The sequence below is a fragment of the Streptomyces sp. YS-3 genome, assembly GCF_045257485.1.
Classification (GTDB): Bacteria; Actinomycetota; Actinomycetes; order Streptomycetales; family Streptomycetaceae; genus Streptomyces.
Map to the genome: position 1 here is coordinate 1 of NZ_JBJHPC010000108.1, position 15907 is coordinate 15907.

The window sequence follows — 15907 nt, forward strand, 5'->3', positions numbered from 1 at the left end:
GTGCGGTGGGGGCGCTCCGGGTCGTGAACGCCTCGACGAGGTGGTGGTCGGGGGCGCGGTGGCAGGCGGGGTCGGTCCGGGCCGGATCGCCGGTCAGCGCGTACGCCTGGCAGCGGCAGCCGCCGAGTGCGGTGGGGGCGCTCCGGGTCGTGAACGCCTCGACGAGGTGGTGGTCGGGGGCGCGGTGGCAGGCGGGGTCGGTCCGGGCCGGATCGCCGGTCAGCGCGTACGCCTGGCAGCGGCAGCCGCCGAAGTCGGTGGTCCGCAGCTCGCAGCCGCGGCAGGGGTCGGGCATCCAGGCGGTTCCCCGGTAGGCGTTGAACGCCGGGGATGCGCGCCAGATCCACTCCAGCGGCCGGTCCCGGACGCTGGGCGGATCGAGGCCGGGCAGGGACGCGGCGGCCGGACAGGGCAGCACGGTGCCGTCGGGTGCCACGGTGAGCGAGACCGCGCCCCAGCCGCCCATACAGGGCTTGGCGGTGCCGTCGTAGTAGTCGGGGACGACCCAGACGAGCTCGGTCCGCCCGGCGAGCCGCTCCCTCCAGCGGTCCACCGCCGCCCGGGCCCGCTCGACCTGGTCGTGGTCGGGCAGAAGTTGCTCTCGGTTGAGCAGGCCCCACCCGTAGAACTGGGCGTTGGCCAGCTCAATGCGGTCGACACCCCAGGCGAGTCCCAGCTCGACGACTGCGTCGAGGGCGTCCAGGTTGTCGCGGTGCAGCACGACGTTCAGCCCCAGGGGCAGCCCGGCCGTCCGCACCAGGGCGGCGGCGCGCTCCTTGGCGGCGAAGGAGCCGCGACGGCCGGCGATGCGTTCGGACGCGGTTGCCTCGGCGTGCTGTACGGACAGTTGCACGGCCCGCAGCCCGGCTTGGACCAGATCGCGCAGCCGCTCGGCGTCCAGACCGATCCCACTGGTGACGAGCTGGGTGTAGATGCCGGCCGCGTCGGCGGCGGTGACGATCGCGGGCAGATCGCGGCGCAGCAGCGGTTCCCCGCCGGAGAGATGGGTGTGCACGACCCCCAGCTCCCCGGCCTGGCGCATGACCCGGCGCCAGCCGTCGGTGTCCAGCTCGCGGCTGCGGCGGACCAGCTCCACGGGGTTCGAGCAGTACGCGCAGTGCAGCGGGCAGCCGTGGGTGAGCTCGGCGAGCAGCGCCCAGGGCGGGTCGATGGCCCGCGGCGGGTCGGCCTCCGGGGGCCCGGCGGTCGTCCCGGGAGGGGCGGTCGTCCGGGTGCCGAGGGTCGTCTCCGGTTCGTTTGTCACCTCAACCACCCCTCGTCCCGCAGCCGCCCGAGGAACGGCGGCACCTCGTCCGCCACCGGTGCGCCGGGGAAGCGCGCGCCCAGCTCCTCGACGATGTCCCCGACGTCGCGGTGGCCGTCGCACAGCCGGACGATGTGCCCGGCGGGGCCGCGCAGCACGACGACACGTTCGGGCAGCACGAGCAGGTCGCAGCCGCGCACCCGGTCGCGGCGCAGCAGCACGGAGCGGGAGAGCACCGGCCGCCAGGCGCCGGTGGCCGCGCCGGGAGCGGGCCTCACGACGCACCCCCGGCCACGCCCGCTGCTCCGTCTCCCCCGGCCCCGCCGCGCTCCACCGCGTCGAGCAGCGACCACAGGACATCGCACTTGAAGGCGAGGGCGGCGACAACCCGTTCCTGCTGTTCCCGGGTGCGCGCCCAGGCCTTGACGAGGGCGAGCGCCTCGCCGCCGTCGCGCCCGCCCTGGCCGATCCGGGTACGGAAGTAGGTGAGCCCGTCGGCTGCGATCCACGGGTAGTGCCGCTCGAACGCCTCGATCCGGGTACGCATCAGGCCGGGGGCGGACAGTTCGGTGAGCGAGGCGGCGACGGCGTCGAGCAGGGGCCGCAGTCGGCAGAAGTTGACGTATCCGTCGACCGCGAGCCGTACGCCCGGCAGCACGTCCGCCCCCGAGTCCAGCCGCTCCCGTTCGATCCCGGCGGCCTCGCCGAGCCGCAGCCAGCGCTCGATGCCGCCCTCGCCGTCCCGCGACCCGTCGTGGTCCTGGATGCGCCGCAGCCACGTCCGCCGTAGCCCCGGTGTGTCGAACTTCGCGAGGATGTGGGCGTCCTTGACGGGGATGTGCCGCTGGTAATGGAAGCGGTTGACGATCCAGCGCCGCAGTTCACCGGGTCTCAACTCGCCTTTGTGCATCCGTACGTTGAAGGGGTGCCGGTCGTGGTAGCGCGTGTCGGCGACGGCGCGGAGCCGGTCCTCCAAATCGCCCTCGCTCCAAGCCACTTGGCCGGTCGCGGCTGCGTCGGGACTCATATCTCGATCACCATCCGCTCGGCGGCGACTTCGAGCCCCAGCGCGGCGAGGCGTGTGTGCTCGGGGGCGCCGGGATCCGTGAGGGGGTTGGTGTTGTTCAGATGGGTGTAGAGGCACCGGGCGCGCACTCCGGAGAGCCGGTGCGCGGTGCCGTCGGGCCCGTCGATGGGCAGGTGGCCCATGGCGGTGGCGGTGCGGGGCGAGATTCCGGTGCGTACGGGCTCGTCGTCGTCCCAGAACGTGCCGTCGATCAGCACGCAGTCGGCCTCCTCGACGGCCTTCCGGAGGGTGTCGGGCCAGGCGGCGAGGGCGGGGGCGTATACGGCGAGGGCTCCGGTGGCAGGTTCGCGCAGGCACAGGGCGACGACCCAGGAGAGGTCGTCGTCAGCGGGGCCGTCGGTCTGAGGCGGTGACAGAGGAGGCAGGTCCGTGGCGTAGCGGGGCCGTTTGGCCGAGAGGGGCAGGGCGCTGATCTCGACGGCGCCACCGAGGAGGCGCGGCTCGGCCTCCAACTGCCGCCACTTCAGCGGCATATAGGGCCGCAGGATCTCGCCGAGGCGCAGTCCGCTCGTCAGGGCGTGGCGTACGGGTGGGGTCGTCCACAGCTCGACTCCGGCGCGTGCCTCGCGCAGGCGGGCGATGCCGAGGGTGTGGTCGAGTTCGGCGTCGGTGAGGACGACACCGGCGACGGGCGTCTCCCGCTGCCCCGGCCCCGGCCGGAGGGCGGGCACGGCCTCGATGCCGTCGGTGAGGTCGGGGCCCGCGTTGACGACGTACCAGCGGTGATCGGCCACCCGGACGGCCAGGGACGCGTGGCGGCGGCGCCGTTCGGGGTGGGCGCGCGCCCCGGCGCAGCCGGGACACGCGCAGTTCCACTGGGGCAGCCCGCCGCCCGCCGCGGTGCCCAGCACCTGCAGCAGCATGGCGGTGGGTCTACCGGTCGGCGAGGGCGTAGGCGGTGACTTCCATGGCGGTCTCGACGACCGCATAGTCCGGAGTCACCCAGACCGACGTTTCATCCGATGTTTCCTTCGACTCGTTCATGGGTGCAGGCCTGCCTTTCCATCTCTTCGTGGGGGGTGAGGCTCAGCTGTGAACCCTGTACGGCATATGCAGAGTGGTGACGCATGCAGAGTTCATACACGTGAACTGCGTTCAGCGATCTGCCATAGAGTCGCGTCTCATGGGGGTTCGGTCAATGGTCTGAACCGAGAAGGTCGGATCTGTAGCGCAGAATTCCGGACATCGGCGGAGCGGGGAATGGTTCGATCAGGTCGCTCGTTGACGTCATGAGTACCAACCGACGACGTAAGGATCGACCGCTCGTGAGCAAGGTCCCCTCCATCACCCTCAACAACGGCGTCGAGATGCCCCAGCTCGGGTTCGGTGTCTGGCAGGTGCCGGACGACGAGGCCGCGCAGGCGGTCGAGACCGCGATCGAGACCGGGTACCGGTCGATCGACACGGCCGCGGTCTACGAGAACGAAGCGGGCACCGGCAAGGCGATCGCGGCCTCCGGAGTGGCCCGCGAGGAGCTCTTCGTCACCACCAAGCTGTGGAACAGCGCGAACGAGAAGTGGACGCGCGACGGTGTCCTGCGCGAGTTCGACGCCTCCCTGTCGAAGCTGGGCCTCGACTACGTCGACCTGTACCTGATCCACTGGCCGCGCGCCGTGCGCGACGACTACGTGGCGGTCTGGAAGGCGTTCGCGGAGATCGCCGGCAGTGGCCGCGCCAAGGCGATCGGCGTCTCCAACTTCCAGCAGCCGCACCTGCGTCGGATCATCGACGAGACCGGCGTGACCCCTGCAGTCAACCAGGTGGAGCTGCACCCGCAGCTCGSCCWGGSCGAGCTGCGCGCCTTCCACACCGAGCACGGCATCGCGACCGAGGCCTGGTCGCCGCTGGGCCAGGGCAAGGGCCTCCTGGAGGTCCCGACGATCGTGGCGATCGCGCAGAAGTACGCGAAGACCCCGGCGCAGATCGTGCTGCGCTGGCACGTCCAGCTCGGCACCATCGCCATCCCGAAGTCGGTGACGCCCTCGCGCATCGCCGAGAACTTCGACGTGTTCGGCTTCGAGCTCGACGCGGAGGACATCGCGGCGATCGCCGCGCTCGACGAGGGCAAGCGGCTGGGGCCGGACCCGGACGAGTTCGACTTCAACTGAGCGCGCTCCGGGGCCGTACCGGCCCGTGAAGTGATGCTGTCCGCCGCCCGGGACCGTGCCTGTCCCCGGCGGCGGACATCGTGCTGCGCGGGAGGCTCAGCCCGCCCGGCGCGCCGTGTGGACCGACCTCGCCGTCAGCAGGAACACATCCGGGCGGCGCGCCAGGCCCGCCTCGTCCTCCGGGTCCGTCAGACGCGCCAGCACCGCCGCGTCCTCCGGTGACAGCTGGTCCCCGACCGTCTCCGCGGTCCTGGCGAAGGTGTACGCCACCTGTTCACGCACCGCCGGGTCCAGCGGCGCCGGGAAGTCGACGAGGAAGCTGCGGCCGGCCGGGGAGACCAGCCCCACGGACGTGAGCAGCGCCGCCCAGTCCTCGGTCTCCTCCTTGGCGTCCGGCAGCTCCGCCCGCATCTTCGCGAACCGCTCGTCCACCAGTACGTCGATCCTGGCCTCCAGGCCGGGCCGCCCCATGCCGATGTCGCGGGGCAGCCGGCGCGTGGGCAGCCCGCCCTCCGCGAGGGCCACCGTGCCGCCCGGCCGCAGCAGCCGTGCGAACCCGGCGAGCGCGGCCCGCTGGTCGCCGAGGTGGTGCAGCGAGTTGCCCGCCCAGACGAGGTCGGCCTCGCCCAACTCGCCGAAACCGTCCGGGAGTTCCGTCTCGACGGTACGGACGCGGTCACCGAGGCCCAGACGCTCCGCGCGGGCCCGCGCGTGGCCGAGGAGGGCCCGGTTGCCGTCGACGGCGACGACCTCCGCCCCCGGGAACGCCTCCGCGAGCAGACATGTCACCACACCGGGACCGCTGCCGATGTCGAGGATCCGGCGCACCTCGGGGCCGCCGGAGCGCTGCCCGGCGATCCAGGCAGCGGCCTCCCGGTAGGCGCCCGAGAACAGTTCGGCCTCGCCCACCAGGAGCGGGAGCAGCGTCTCCCAGTCGAAGTCCGCCCAGCCGTCGCCGTGTCCGTGGCCGTGCCCATGGCCATGAGCGGGGCCATGAGCAGGGGCGTGGCCGCTGCCGTGGCCCTGCCCGCCTTCGGGGGTGCTCCGGTGGTTGTCGTCGTGGCTGTTCCGGCCGTCGTGGCCGCGCGAGTCGCTCATGGCTCCACCCTGCCCCCGGTCGCGGCCGTCGCGGGAATTCCTTTGCTGTTTCGGCAATTCGTCCGGTGCTCCTGCGGGCTGACGCCCCGCACCCGTTTGAACGCGGCGCTCAGCGCGAACGCGCCCCCGTACCCCACCTGCCGCGCGATCGCCTCGACCGTCGCGTCGCTCTCGCGCAGGAGGTCCGCCGCGAGCGCCAGCCGCCAGCCCGTGAGGTATGCCATCGGCGGCTCCCCCACCAGCTCACCGAAGCGCCGGGCCAGACCGGCCCGGGAGACCCCGCACCGCGCGGCGAGCGCGGCCACCGTCCACGGGTGCGCGGGCTCGTTCTGGAGCAGCCGCAGCGCGGGCCCCACAACCGGGTCGCCCATCGCCCGGTACCAGGCGGGCGCATGGGCTCCCGGCCGGTTGAACCAGGCCCGCAGCACCGCGATCAGGAGCAGGTCGAGCAGCCGGTCCAGGACGACGCTCTGGCCCGGCTCGTCCCGGGAGATCTCCTCGTCGAGCAGGGGCATCACCGGGCAGTTCCACTCCTCGGCGGTGAGCACCAGCAGCGGCGGCAGCGCGTCGAGCAGCCGCCCGCTGATCTCACCCTCCATGAGATACGTGCCGACGAGCATGGTGGCCGAGCCGTCGGCGGCGTTGCCCCAGGTCCGTACGCCCAGCTCCATCGACTGCGCCAGCGGCTCGCCGCGCAGGGTGGTGCACACCCCGCCCGGCCCGATCCTGGCGGAGGGCTCGGCGTCGGGCGCGTGGGCGACGGTGTACGGGTCGGGGCCGCGCGCGACGACGATGTCACCGGGGCGGGCCAGGACCGGCGGCCCGGAGTCGGGCACGACCCACGCCTCGCCCCGCGTCGTCGACATCAGGCAGATGGGCGCCCGGTCCTCGATCCGTACCGACCGCGGCGGTTCCATCACCATCCGCAGCAGAAACGCGCCGCGGGCACGCGGTCCGTCGAGCAGTCCGGAGAGTGCGTCCATGGGGCGGAGCCTAGTCGGCCGCACAGCGGTGCAGTAGACGCAGACGTATGCGGATGAGCCCTTGGAGCATGGAGCGTCCACGCCGCTCCGACCAAGCTGGACCCATGACGAACACAGCGCAGAACACGTACCGGAGCACCGACCTGAATACCCGTCAGGCCGTGCTCGTGACCAATGGCACCGGCAAGACCGGGCACCGCGTCGTCGAACGGCTCACCGCGCTCGGTATGCCGGTCCGCGCCGGTTCGCGCGGCGGCGAGGTGCCCTTCGACTGGGCGGACGCGTCGACATGGGGCCCCGCCCTCACGGGCGCCGACTCCGCCTATGTGACGTACTTCCCGGACCTCGCCGCGCCCGGCGCCGTCGAGGCGATGCACACCTTCGGAGAACTCGCCGCCCGCCACGGCGTGGGGCGCCTGGTGCTGCTCTCCGGCCGGGGCGAGCCGGCGGCGGTCCTGGCCGAGGAGGCCCTGCGCGCGGCGGGCGCGGAGCTCACGGTCGTACGCGCCGCGTTCTTCGCCCAGAACTTCAGCGAGGGCGTCCTGACCGAAGGCGTGCTCGCGGGCGAGATCCCGTTCCCGGCGGGCGACACGGCGGAACCGTGGGTGGATGCCGACGACCTCGCGGACGTCGTGGTGCAGGCCCTCACCGAGGACGGACACGCGGGCGTGGTCCACGAGGTGACGGGCCCTCAGCTGCTCACGCTGGCGGAGGTCGCCGCCGCGCTGTCGCAGGCGTCGGGCCGCCCCGTGCGGTACGTGCCGCTGACCGAGGCGCAGTACGCGGAGCTGCTGGTGCGGTACGGCCTCGTCGAGGGGGAGGCCCGGTGGCTCGCCGAGCTGTTCGCGACGCTGCTGGACGGGCACAACTCCTCGACCACGGACGGCGTCAAGCGCGTCCTGGGCCGCGAGCCCAAGGCGTTCGCCGACTTCGCGCGGGACGCGGCGGCGGACGGCGACTGGGGGGTGACCCAACGGTCTTTGGCCAGGTGACCGAAACATGCCGTGACCAACACCACGCCCTCCGTGAGCGTCCGATTACCGCAATAGGGGCCTGCCGTCGGGTGGGCGTCATTCCTTCGCACTAGGTTTTCGTCTGTCACCGCATTGACGACACGCCGCGACGAAGGAAGCTGAACCGATGGACGAGAAGGAATCCCTGGCGGAGCGCTTCGAGGAGAACCGCCCCCGGCTGCGGGCGGTCGCCTACCGGATGCTCGGCTCACTGAGCGAGGCGGAGGACGCCGTCCAGGAGGCCTGGTTGCGGGCGGCCGGTTCCAGCGACGGTGTGGAGAACCTGAGCGCCTGGCTGACCACCGTCGTCTCGCGGGTCTGCCTCGACATGCTGCGCTCGCGCCAGGCCCGGCGCGAGGACCCTCTCGACGTCCATGTGCCCGATCCGGTCGTGGACCGCCCGGACCGGGTGGACCCCGAGCACGAGGCACTGCTCACCGACTCGGTCGGGCTCGCCCTGCTCGTCGTGCTCGACACCCTGGCCCCGGCCGAGCGGCTGGCGTTCGTGCTGCACGACATGTTCGGCGTCCCGTTCGAGGAGATCGCGCCCATCGTGGACCGCGCCCCGGCGGCGACCCGGCAGCTCGCCAGCCGGGCCCGCCGCCGGGTGCAGGGCCGGGCCGTGCCCGACCCCGACCTGAACCGGCAGCGCAAGGTCGTCGACGCCTTCCTCGCGGCGGCGCGCGGCGGCGACTTCGACGGCCTGCTCGCCACCCTCGACCCGGACATCGTGCTGCGGGCGGACTACGGGCCGGGCTCGCTCACCCCGTCCAAGACGGTGCTCGGCGCCCACGCCGTGGTCCAGAACGCGCTGTCCTTCGCGCAGTACGCCAAGTTCGCCCGCCCGGCGCTGGTCAACGGCGCGATGGGTGTGGTCAACGCCCCGGAGGGCCGGACGATGGCGGTGCTCGGCTTCACCGTCCGCGACGACAGGATCGTCGAGATCAACATCCTCGCCGACCTGGAGCGGCTGGCGCGGATCGACCTGGCGGCGCTGGACGCGTGACCCCGGGGCGCCTCCCGGGGTGCGCGCCCCGGGAGGTCAGCCCGCGCCGTGGCCGGGGGCGATCGCCTCGACGCGGTGGGCGAGCTCGAAGTCCTTCTCAGTCACCCGGCCCCCCGCGTCGTGGCTGTTCACCGTGAGGGCCACCGTGTTGTAGCCGAGGGTGAGATCGGAGTGGTGGTTCAGCTCCTCCTGGATCTGCGCGATGTGGACGACCATCGCGGTGGCCGCGAAGTGCGAGGCCAGCCGGTAGGTGCGGGCGAGGCGCTCCTCGCCGTCCGGGAGCGACCAGCCCGGCAGTTCGCGCAGGCGGTCCTCGATGTCCTTCTGCGACAGCGGCTCTACGGGCATGGCCGGACTCCTTACGAGGTGGTGACGGTACGGGGTGGAGCGCGGCATCCGCGGCTCCGTCTCCGTAGCGTCGCCCTTATGCGTGTACTTGTCACGGGAGGCGCGGGCTTCATCGGCTCGCAGATCGTCCGGGCCCTCTCCGCCCGGGGCCATGAACCCGTCGTCCTCGACCGCGCGGTCCGGCCCGGCGACGACGTCCGCGACCGCGACACCGTCCTTTGGGCGCTGCGCGGCGTGGACGCCGTCTGCCACCAGGCCGCCATGGTCGGCCTCGGCACGGACTTCTCCGACGCGCCCGACTACGTGTCCTGCAACGACCTGGGCACCGCGGTCCTGCTCGCCGCGATGGCCGAGGCCGGCGTGGCGGAGCTGGTGCTCGCCGGGTCGATGGTGGTGTACGGGGAGGGGCGGTACGCGTGCCCGCGCCACGGGCCCGTACGCCCCGGGCCCCGGCCGTACGAGGAGCTGGCGGCGGGCCGCTTCGAGCCGCTGTGCCCGCGCTGCGGCGCCGAGCTGGTGCCGGGTCTGGTCGGCGAGGACGCGCCCGCGGACCCGCGCAACGTGTACGCCGCGACCAAGCTGGCCCAGGAGCATCTGAGCGCCGCCTGGGCGCGCGCCACCGGGGGCCGCGCGGTGTCGCTGCGCTACCACAACGTGTACGGGCCGGGGATGCCGCGCGACACCCCGTACGCGGGGGTCGCCTCCTTCTTCCGTTCGGCGCTCGCGCGCGGTGAGGCGCCCCGGGTCTTCGAGGACGGCCGCCAGCGCCGGGACTTCGTGCACGTCCGCGATGTGGCGGCGGCGAACGCGGTGGCACTGGAGGCGCTGGGCGAGCGCCCGCCGGGTGCCCTGACCGCGTACAACACGGGCAGCGGGACACCACACACGGTGGGCGAGATGGCCCAGGCGCTGGCGGCGGCGTACGGCGGGCCCGCGCCGGTGGTGACGGGCGAGTACCGCCTCGGGGACGTCCGCCACATCACCGCCGACTCGGCGCGGCTGCGCGAGCAGCTCGGCTGGCGGCCCCGGGTCGGGTTCGCGGAGGGGATGGCGGAGTTCGCCCGGGCGGAGCTGCGGCCGGCCGCGGACTGAGCGCGGGGTGAAAGCGGGGTGCGGGCGCGGTGTGGCGCGGTCAGGAGGGGGCGGCCGGGAGGATCAGCTCGAAACGGCAGCCGCCGCGCACGTTGTGGACGGCGGCGCTGCCCGCGTGGGCCTCGACGATGCCCCGTACGATCGCGAGGCCCAGGCCCGCGCCGCCCGGCGGGGTGCGCGCCTCGGTGCCGCGCCAGCCGGTGTCGAAGACGCGGGTGAGGTCGTCGTCGGGGATGCCGCCGCAGCCGTCCGTCACCGACAGCACCACCGACTCGGCGCGCGCCTCGGCGGCGACCGCGACCGTACCGTCGGCCGGGGTGTGGCGGATCGCGTTGACCAGCAGGTTGGCCAGGACCCTGGTCATCTCCTTGCCGTCCACCTCCACCGGGACCGGCTCGACACGGTCGCCGACCAGCGTGACGCCGTGTTCGCGGGCGAGCGGGTCGGCGCCCGCGAGCGCATCCCCCACCAGGTCGTGGACGGACATCCGGGCCGGGTTGAGGGCGAGGGCCCCGGCGTGGATGCGGGAGAGCTCGAAGAGGTCACCCACCATGCCGTTGAGGCGCTCGACCTCGGTGCGGATCTGCCGGAAGTAGCGCTCGGGGTCCTTGGCCATGCCGTCCTCCAGCGCCTCGGCCATCGCGCGCAGCCCCGCGAGAGGGGTGCGCAGGTCGTGCGAGATCCAGGCGACGAGTTCGCGGCGGGAGGTCTCCAGGGCGCGTTCGCGCTCGCGGGAGGCGGAGAGGCGGGCGCTGGTGGCGGCGAGTTCACGGCTGAGCGCGGCGAGTTCGGCGGTGGCCGGTCCCTCCGGCGCGGCGAAGCTGCCGCCCTCGCCGAACGAGCGGGTGGCCAGCGCGAGTTGTCGGCTGCTGGTGACGACCCGGCGGCCCAGGACCAGCGCGGTGGCGAGCGAGACGGCCGCGGCCATCGCGATGACCAGGGTGACGACCTTCAGGTCGTGCGAGGACAGGAACATCTCCCAGGCCACCGCGAGCGTCCCGGCGAGCATGGCGCTGACCGCGACGGCGGCCACCACGGCGAGCGAGGCGGTCACCGAGCGATGGCGCAGCAGACGCAGCGCCAGGGCCCCGAGCAGGCCCGCGGCGGCGGCGCCCAGGAACGCGTAGACGGCGATGAGCAGGACGTCCTTCATCTCAGACCTCCTCCCCGACGTGCCGGACGTGGCGCGGTCCGGCGCCGTCGTCCGGCTCCTCGAAGCGGTAGCCGACGCCCCACACCGTCTGGATGAGCCGCGGCTTGGCGGGGTCGTCCTCGACCTTGCCGCGCAGCCGGCGCACATGGACGGTGACGGTGGACAGGTCGCCGAACTCCCAGCCCCACACGTCGTGCATCAGCCGCTCGCGGGTGACGGCCTCACCGGGATGGTTCATCAGATAGGCCAGGAGGTCGAACTCCCGCAGAGTCAGGGCGAGTTCGGTGTCCCCCTTGACGGCGCGGCGGGCGGCCGGGTCGAGGACGAGGCCCGCGCGCCGCAGCGGCGGCCCCGGCCGGGCGCCGGCGGCGCGGGCGCGGCGCAGCACCGAGTCGACGCGGAGCACCAGCTCGCGGGGGCTGAACGGTTTGGTGACGTAGTCGTCCGCGCCGATCTCCAGCCCCAGGACGCGGTCGTCCTCGTCGCCGCGCGCGGTGAGCATGATGACCGGTACGGGTCCGGCGCCCCGCAGGGTGCGGCAGACCTCCAGACCGTCCATGCCCGGCAGCATCAGGTCGAGGACGACGAGGTCGGGCCGGCGCGCACCGGCCGCGCGCAGGGCGGCGGGGCCGTCGCCGACGTGCTCGACCTCGTACCCGGCGCGTTCCAGGTATCCGGTGACCACCTCGGCCACGGTCGGGTCGTCGTCGACGACGAGGATGCGGGACCGGTCACTGTGCATGGCCACAGCGTCGCACCCGCCGGGCGCTCCCGTCGCCACCCGAATGGCGGACGCCGGGCGATGTCCCTGTTTCGTAAGAACCCGAAGTCCCGGTTTGTCCGCCGTGTCTTCGTACCGTGAGGGGCGTGACCGACTCGATTCCCACGACGGTGGACGTCGTACTGCCCTGCCTCGACGAGGCCGAGGCGCTTCCCTGGGTGCTGGCCCGGATTCCCGAGGGGTGGCGGGCCCTGGTCGTCGACAACGGCTCGACGGACGGCTCGGCCGAGATCGCCCGCGCGCTCGGCGCGACCGTGGTGCACGAGGCCCGGCGCGGTTTCGGCGCGGCCTGCCACGCGGGCCTGCTCGCGGCGCGCGCCGAGTACGTCTGCTTCTGCGACTGCGACGGCTCGCTCGATCCCGGGCTGCTGGCGCCCTTCGTACGGGAGGTGGCCGCGGGGGACGCCGACCTCGTCCTCGGGCGCCGCAGGCCCACCGCGCGCGGGGCGTGGCCGCCGCACGCGCGGGCCGGGAACCTGGCCCTGTCCCGGATGCTGCGCCGGCGCACCGGGCTGCGGCTGCACGACCTGGGACCGCTGCGGGCGGCCCGGCGGGCGCCGCTGCTCGCCCTGGGCGTCGCGGACCGGCGCAGCGGCTATCCGCTGGAGACGGTGGTGCGCGCGGCGGACGCCGGATGGCGGGTGCGCGAGCACGACGTGCCGTATCTGCCGCGCACCGGCAGGTCGAAGGTGACCGGCACCTGGCGGGGCACCTGGCAGGCCGTACGGGACATGCGCGCGGTGCTCGCGCTGCCGCCCGCCCCGCCGCTGCCCGCCGCGACCGCGGACACCCGGTGACGGCGCAGGGCGCGCCGGTCACGCTGCTGGTGATCGCCAAGGCGCCGGTGCCGGGGAGGGTCAAGACCCGGCTGACCCCGCCGTACTCCCCCGAGGAGGCCGCGCGCATCGCGGGGGCCGCGCTCGCCGACACGCTGGACGCGGTGCTCGCCGCGCCGGCCCGGCGCCGGGTCCTGGTCCTGGACGGGATGCCGGGGCCGTGGCTGCCGCCGGGCATCGAGGTCGTCCCGCAGGGCGCGGGCGGTCTCGACGAGCGGCTGGCGGCGGCCTTCGCGCTCGACCCCGGTCCGACGCTGCTCGTGGGCATGGACACCCCGCAGCTGAGCCCGGCCCTGCTGGCCCCGGCGCTGGGCGGCTGGGCGCCCGGCGAGGCGTGGTTCGGCCCGGCGGCCGACGGCGGCTTCTGGGCGCTCGGCCTGACCGCCCCCGATCCCGCGCTGCTGCGCGGAGTGCCCATGTCCGTACCCGAGACCGGCGCGGTCCAGCGGCGGCGGCTGGGCGAGGCGGGGCTCACCGTGCGCGAGCTGGCGCCGCTGCGGGACGTCGACACGGCGGCCGACGTGGCCGAGGTGGCGGCGCTCGTCCCGGACGGCAGGTTCGCGCGGGCGGTGGCCGCGTGCCGGGGCGGCGCCTTCGCGGCGGCGGCCGGGGCCGGGCGGCGGGGCGCCGGGCGATGACCGCGACCACCGTGCCCGCCGCGCTCGCCTGGCGGGCCGATCCGTACACCGACGCCCTGCGCACCGGGCGCGGGCCGCTGTTCCTGCACCGCCACGACGGGTGGCTGCTGCCGCTGGAGGTGGAGCGCTGGTGCGCGGCGCCGGACCCGGCCGACCTCACGGTGCTGCGGCGGTGCCGGGGCGCCGTGCTCGACATCGGGTGCGGGCCCGGACGCCTGGTGGTGGCGCTCGCCGCGCTCGGTACGGCGGCCCTCGGGGTCGACGTCAGCCCCGAGGCCGTGCGCCGCACCCGGCGCTCGGGCGGCAGCGCCCTGTGCCGGTCGGTCTTCGACCCGCTGCCAGGTGAGGGCCGCTGGCACACCGCGCTGCTGCTCGACGGCAACGTCGGCATCGGCGGCGACCCGGCGGCGCTGCTCGCGCGCGCGGGCCGGCTGGTGGAGGCCGGGGGCCAGTTGATCGTGGAGGCGGCGCCGCTCGACGTGGACGAGCACATCGAGGTACGGGTGGCCGACGGGCGCGGCGCCTTCGGGGCGGCCTTCCCCTGGTCGCGGCTGGGCACCGCCGCGCTGCTGCGGTACGCGCGGGCCACCGGCTGGCGTCCGGCCGAGCGGTGGACGGCGGCCGGACGCCCCTTCCTCGTGCTGCGCCGGGGGTGAACGCGGAGCCGGGCCCGGACCCTGGGTGGGAGTCCGGGCCCGGCCCCTTTCACCGTGGGGGGATCAGCTGAGGTTCAGCGCCGTGTCGTCGACGACGAACGACGTCTGGAGGCTGGAGTCCTCGGTGCCGTTGAACTTGAGGGTCACGGTCGACCCGGCGAGCGAGGACAGGTCGAAGGTCTTCAGCGCGTAACCGGAGTTCTTGCTGAGGTTGGAGTAGGTGGCCAGGGTGGTCGCACCGGCCGTCACCGTCAGCTTGTCGTAGGCGGTGGAGGTGGTCGTCTCGCCGGTGTCGATGTGCAGGTAGTAGGTCAGGGTGGCGTGGCAGCCCTGCGGGATGGTCACCGTCTGGGAGAGCGAGTCGGTGTGGGTGGTCCCGTAGCCGTTGAGCCAGGCCTTCCAGGTGCCGGAGTGCGCGGGCTCGCCGCTGCTCTTGTCGATGACACCGGACGTCGCCGACCAGGGCGTGGCCGAGCCGGTCTCGAAGCCGGGGTTGCCGAGCAGCTGGGCGGGCTGGCAGCCGCCGGTCTGGGTGACGGTCCAGCTGAAGGAGGTGCTGCCGGTGGCCCCGGTGGTGTCGCGGGCGGTGACGGTCACGGCGGAGGTGCCGACGGCCGTCGGGGTGCCGGAGATCAGACCTGTCGAGGCGTTGATGGCGAGGCCGGCCGGGAGTCCCGTGGCGCTGTAGGTGAGGCTCTGGCCGGAGTCGGAGTCGGTGGCCTTGATCTGGAGCGAGACCGGCGTGTTGACCTGGGTGCTCTGGTTGCCGGGGCTGGTCACGGTGACGGTGTTGCCCTGGCTGGTGCCGCCGGTGAACGCGGCGGTGCCGTTCGGGGTGCCGAGGCCGGTCGGGCCGTCGTAGCCGGTGCCCGCCTTGCAGAGGTAGGTGCCGCAGGAGCCGTTGGCGCCGCTCGTCACGTCGTAGAGCGAGGAGGTGTGGGCGTACGGGTAGGAGGCCGGGTAGCTGCCGGCCGCCGGGGTGCCCGCCAGGGCGTAGACGCCGGCGATGATCGGCGCGGAGGCGCTGGTGCCGCCGTAGACGTTCCAGCCGCTCGCCTGGTAGCTGTCGTAGACCGCGAGGCCGGTGGCCGGGTCGGCGACCGCGGAGACGTCCGCGACGGTCCGCTTGGCGCAGCCGGTGTCCTTCTGCCAGGACGGCTTGGGGTCGTACGCGGAGCAGCCCGATCCCGCGCCCTGGCCGCCGGAGCTGGTGCCCCAGACGGACTCGGACCAGCCGCGCGCGGTGCTCGCCCGGCTGAGCGAGGTGCCGCCGACGGAGGTCACGTACTGGGAGGCGGCCGGGTACTCGACGCCGTAGCCGCTGTCGCCGGAGGAGACGGTGATGGCGACGCCGGGGTGGTTGAAGTACGCGGAGTCGGAGGAGGGGTCGGTGGAGTCCTCGCCGCCGCCGTAGCTGTTGGAGACGTACTTGGCGCCCATGGTGACCGCGCGGTTCACGGCCGCGCCCAGGTCCTCCATGGTGGGCTGGGCCGCCTCGACGAGCAGGATGTGGCAGGACGGGCAGACGGCGCTGACCATGTCGACGTCGAGGGAGATCTCACCGGCCCAGCCGGAGTCGGGCGTCGGGTAGCTGGTGCCGCCGTTCTGGTCGACCTTCTTGAAGCAGCCGTTGGCGGTGGTGCACGCCGGAAGGCCGTACTGCGAGCGGTAGGTGGCGAGGTCCGACTCGGCGTTGGGGTCGTCGTAGGCGTCGATGATCGCCACGGTCGCGCCGGAACCGCCGGACGGCAGCGCGTAGGCGCTCTGCAGGTCGGAGGGGCCGTAGCCGGAGGGGGCGGCGTCCGGCAGGAGGCCGAGGTGGTGCCGTACGTCGGTACGGGCCC

At 74.0% G+C, this 15907-nt stretch carries 18 protein-coding genes; 7 read left to right on the top strand and 11 right to left on the bottom strand.

All coding sequences use genetic code 11. From position 1 onward, the window contains the following. The 5 genes from pqqE to pqqA form a co-directional block, all read right to left on the bottom strand. A partial coding sequence (gene pqqE, locus ACJA3G_RS12440) for a pyrroloquinoline quinone biosynthesis protein PqqE (protein ID WP_406553014.1) occupies positions 1–1171 on the bottom strand: 1171 nt, incomplete at its 3' end. 89 nt (positions 1172–1260) lie between these two features. Next, positions 1261–1542, bottom strand: coding sequence for a pyrroloquinoline quinone biosynthesis peptide chaperone PqqD (pqqD, locus tag ACJA3G_RS12445; protein ID WP_406552997.1), 282 nt, complete (start codon positions 1540–1542; stop codon positions 1261–1263). Beyond that, positions 1539–2291: a pyrroloquinoline-quinone synthase PqqC gene (gene pqqC / locus ACJA3G_RS12450; RefSeq protein ID WP_406552998.1), complete on the bottom strand. Its 753-nt coding sequence runs from the start codon at positions 2289–2291 to the stop codon at positions 1539–1541. Before pqqC ends, pqqD begins: the two co-directional genes overlap by 4 nt. After that, positions 2288–3214: a pyrroloquinoline quinone biosynthesis protein PqqB gene (pqqB, locus tag ACJA3G_RS12455; RefSeq protein WP_406552999.1), complete on the bottom strand. Its 927-nt coding sequence runs from the start codon at positions 3212–3214 to the stop codon at positions 2288–2290. Before pqqB ends, pqqC begins: the two co-directional genes overlap by 4 nt. A gap of 10 nt (positions 3215–3224) precedes the next feature. Then, entirely contained in the window at positions 3225–3335 is a 111-nt protein-coding gene (pqqA, locus tag ACJA3G_RS12460) for a pyrroloquinoline quinone precursor peptide PqqA (protein WP_406553000.1), read from the bottom strand. Between the two features lie 281 nt (positions 3336–3616). Between pqqA and ACJA3G_RS12465 the strand changes: the two genes are divergently transcribed. Then, positions 3617–4459: an aldo/keto reductase gene (locus tag ACJA3G_RS12465; RefSeq protein WP_406553001.1), complete on the top strand. Its 843-nt coding sequence runs from the start codon at positions 3617–3619 to the stop codon at positions 4457–4459. A gap of 96 nt (positions 4460–4555) precedes the next feature. Here ACJA3G_RS12465 and ACJA3G_RS12470 read toward each other — a convergent pair whose 3' ends face one another. After that, positions 4556–5557 (bottom strand): class I SAM-dependent methyltransferase, encoded by a 1002-nt coding sequence (locus ACJA3G_RS12470; protein ID WP_406553002.1) that lies wholly within the window; start codon positions 5555–5557, stop codon positions 4556–4558. Next, on the bottom strand, positions 5554–6540 hold the full coding sequence (locus ACJA3G_RS12475) for a cupin domain-containing protein (RefSeq protein WP_406553003.1): 987 nt from the start codon (positions 6538–6540) through the stop codon (positions 5554–5556). Before ACJA3G_RS12475 ends, ACJA3G_RS12470 begins: the two co-directional genes overlap by 4 nt. Before the next feature lie 104 nt (positions 6541–6644). Here ACJA3G_RS12475 and ACJA3G_RS12480 point away from each other — a divergent pair, with 104 nt between their 5' ends. Continuing rightward, complete coding sequence (locus tag ACJA3G_RS12480) at positions 6645–7532, top strand: NmrA family NAD(P)-binding protein (protein ID WP_406553004.1); 888 nt, start codon at positions 6645–6647, stop codon at positions 7530–7532. 148 nt (positions 7533–7680) lie between these two features. Next, a complete protein-coding gene (locus ACJA3G_RS12485) occupies positions 7681–8559 on the top strand; it encodes a sigma-70 family RNA polymerase sigma factor (RefSeq protein WP_406553005.1) in 879 nt (292 codons plus the stop codon). Positions 8560–8595: 36 nt separating this feature from the next. Here the strand turns inward: ACJA3G_RS12485 and ACJA3G_RS12490 are convergent, their stop codons facing one another. Continuing rightward, positions 8596–8907 carry a 4a-hydroxytetrahydrobiopterin dehydratase gene (locus ACJA3G_RS12490; protein WP_406553006.1) on the bottom strand — a complete coding sequence of 104 codons (312 nt, stop codon included), beginning with the start codon at positions 8905–8907 and terminating at the stop codon, positions 8596–8598. Positions 8908–8985: 78 nt separating this feature from the next. On the opposite strand from ACJA3G_RS12490, the gene ACJA3G_RS12495 reads away from it, so the two are divergent. Then, positions 8986–9999, top strand: coding sequence for an NAD-dependent epimerase/dehydratase family protein (locus ACJA3G_RS12495; RefSeq protein ID WP_406553007.1), 1014 nt, complete (start codon positions 8986–8988; stop codon positions 9997–9999). Positions 10000–10039: 40 nt separating this feature from the next. On the opposite strand, the gene ACJA3G_RS12500 is transcribed toward ACJA3G_RS12495, so the two are convergent. Both ACJA3G_RS12500 and ACJA3G_RS12505 read right to left on the bottom strand, forming a co-directional pair. Then, positions 10040–11152, bottom strand: a complete 1113-nt coding sequence (locus tag ACJA3G_RS12500; protein WP_406553008.1) for a sensor histidine kinase — start codon at positions 11150–11152, stop codon at positions 10040–10042. 1 nt (position 11153) lies between these two features. Further along, positions 11154–11894, bottom strand: coding sequence for a response regulator transcription factor (locus tag ACJA3G_RS12505; protein WP_406553009.1), 741 nt, complete (start codon positions 11892–11894; stop codon positions 11154–11156). Positions 11895–12010: 116 nt separating this feature from the next. Here ACJA3G_RS12505 and ACJA3G_RS12510 point away from each other — a divergent pair, with 116 nt between their 5' ends. The 3 genes from ACJA3G_RS12510 to ACJA3G_RS12520 are packed head-to-tail and all read left to right on the top strand — an operon-like array spanning position 12011 to position 14063. After that, positions 12011–12730 (top strand): glycosyltransferase family 2 protein, encoded by a 720-nt coding sequence (locus tag ACJA3G_RS12510; RefSeq protein ID WP_406553010.1) that lies wholly within the window; start codon positions 12011–12013, stop codon positions 12728–12730. Continuing rightward, positions 12727–13407: a DUF2064 domain-containing protein gene (locus tag ACJA3G_RS12515; RefSeq protein ID WP_406553011.1), complete on the top strand. Its 681-nt coding sequence runs from the start codon at positions 12727–12729 to the stop codon at positions 13405–13407. The genes ACJA3G_RS12510 and ACJA3G_RS12515 overlap by 4 nt, the downstream gene beginning before the upstream one ends. Next, positions 13404–14063, top strand: a complete 660-nt coding sequence (locus ACJA3G_RS12520; RefSeq protein ID WP_406553012.1) for a methyltransferase domain-containing protein — start codon at positions 13404–13406, stop codon at positions 14061–14063. Before ACJA3G_RS12515 ends, ACJA3G_RS12520 begins: the two co-directional genes overlap by 4 nt. A gap of 63 nt (positions 14064–14126) precedes the next feature. On the opposite strand, the gene ACJA3G_RS12525 is transcribed toward ACJA3G_RS12520, so the two are convergent. After that, positions 14127–15907: putative Ig domain-containing protein (locus ACJA3G_RS12525; protein WP_406553013.1), on the bottom strand; the 1781-nt coding region annotated here is incomplete at its 5' end.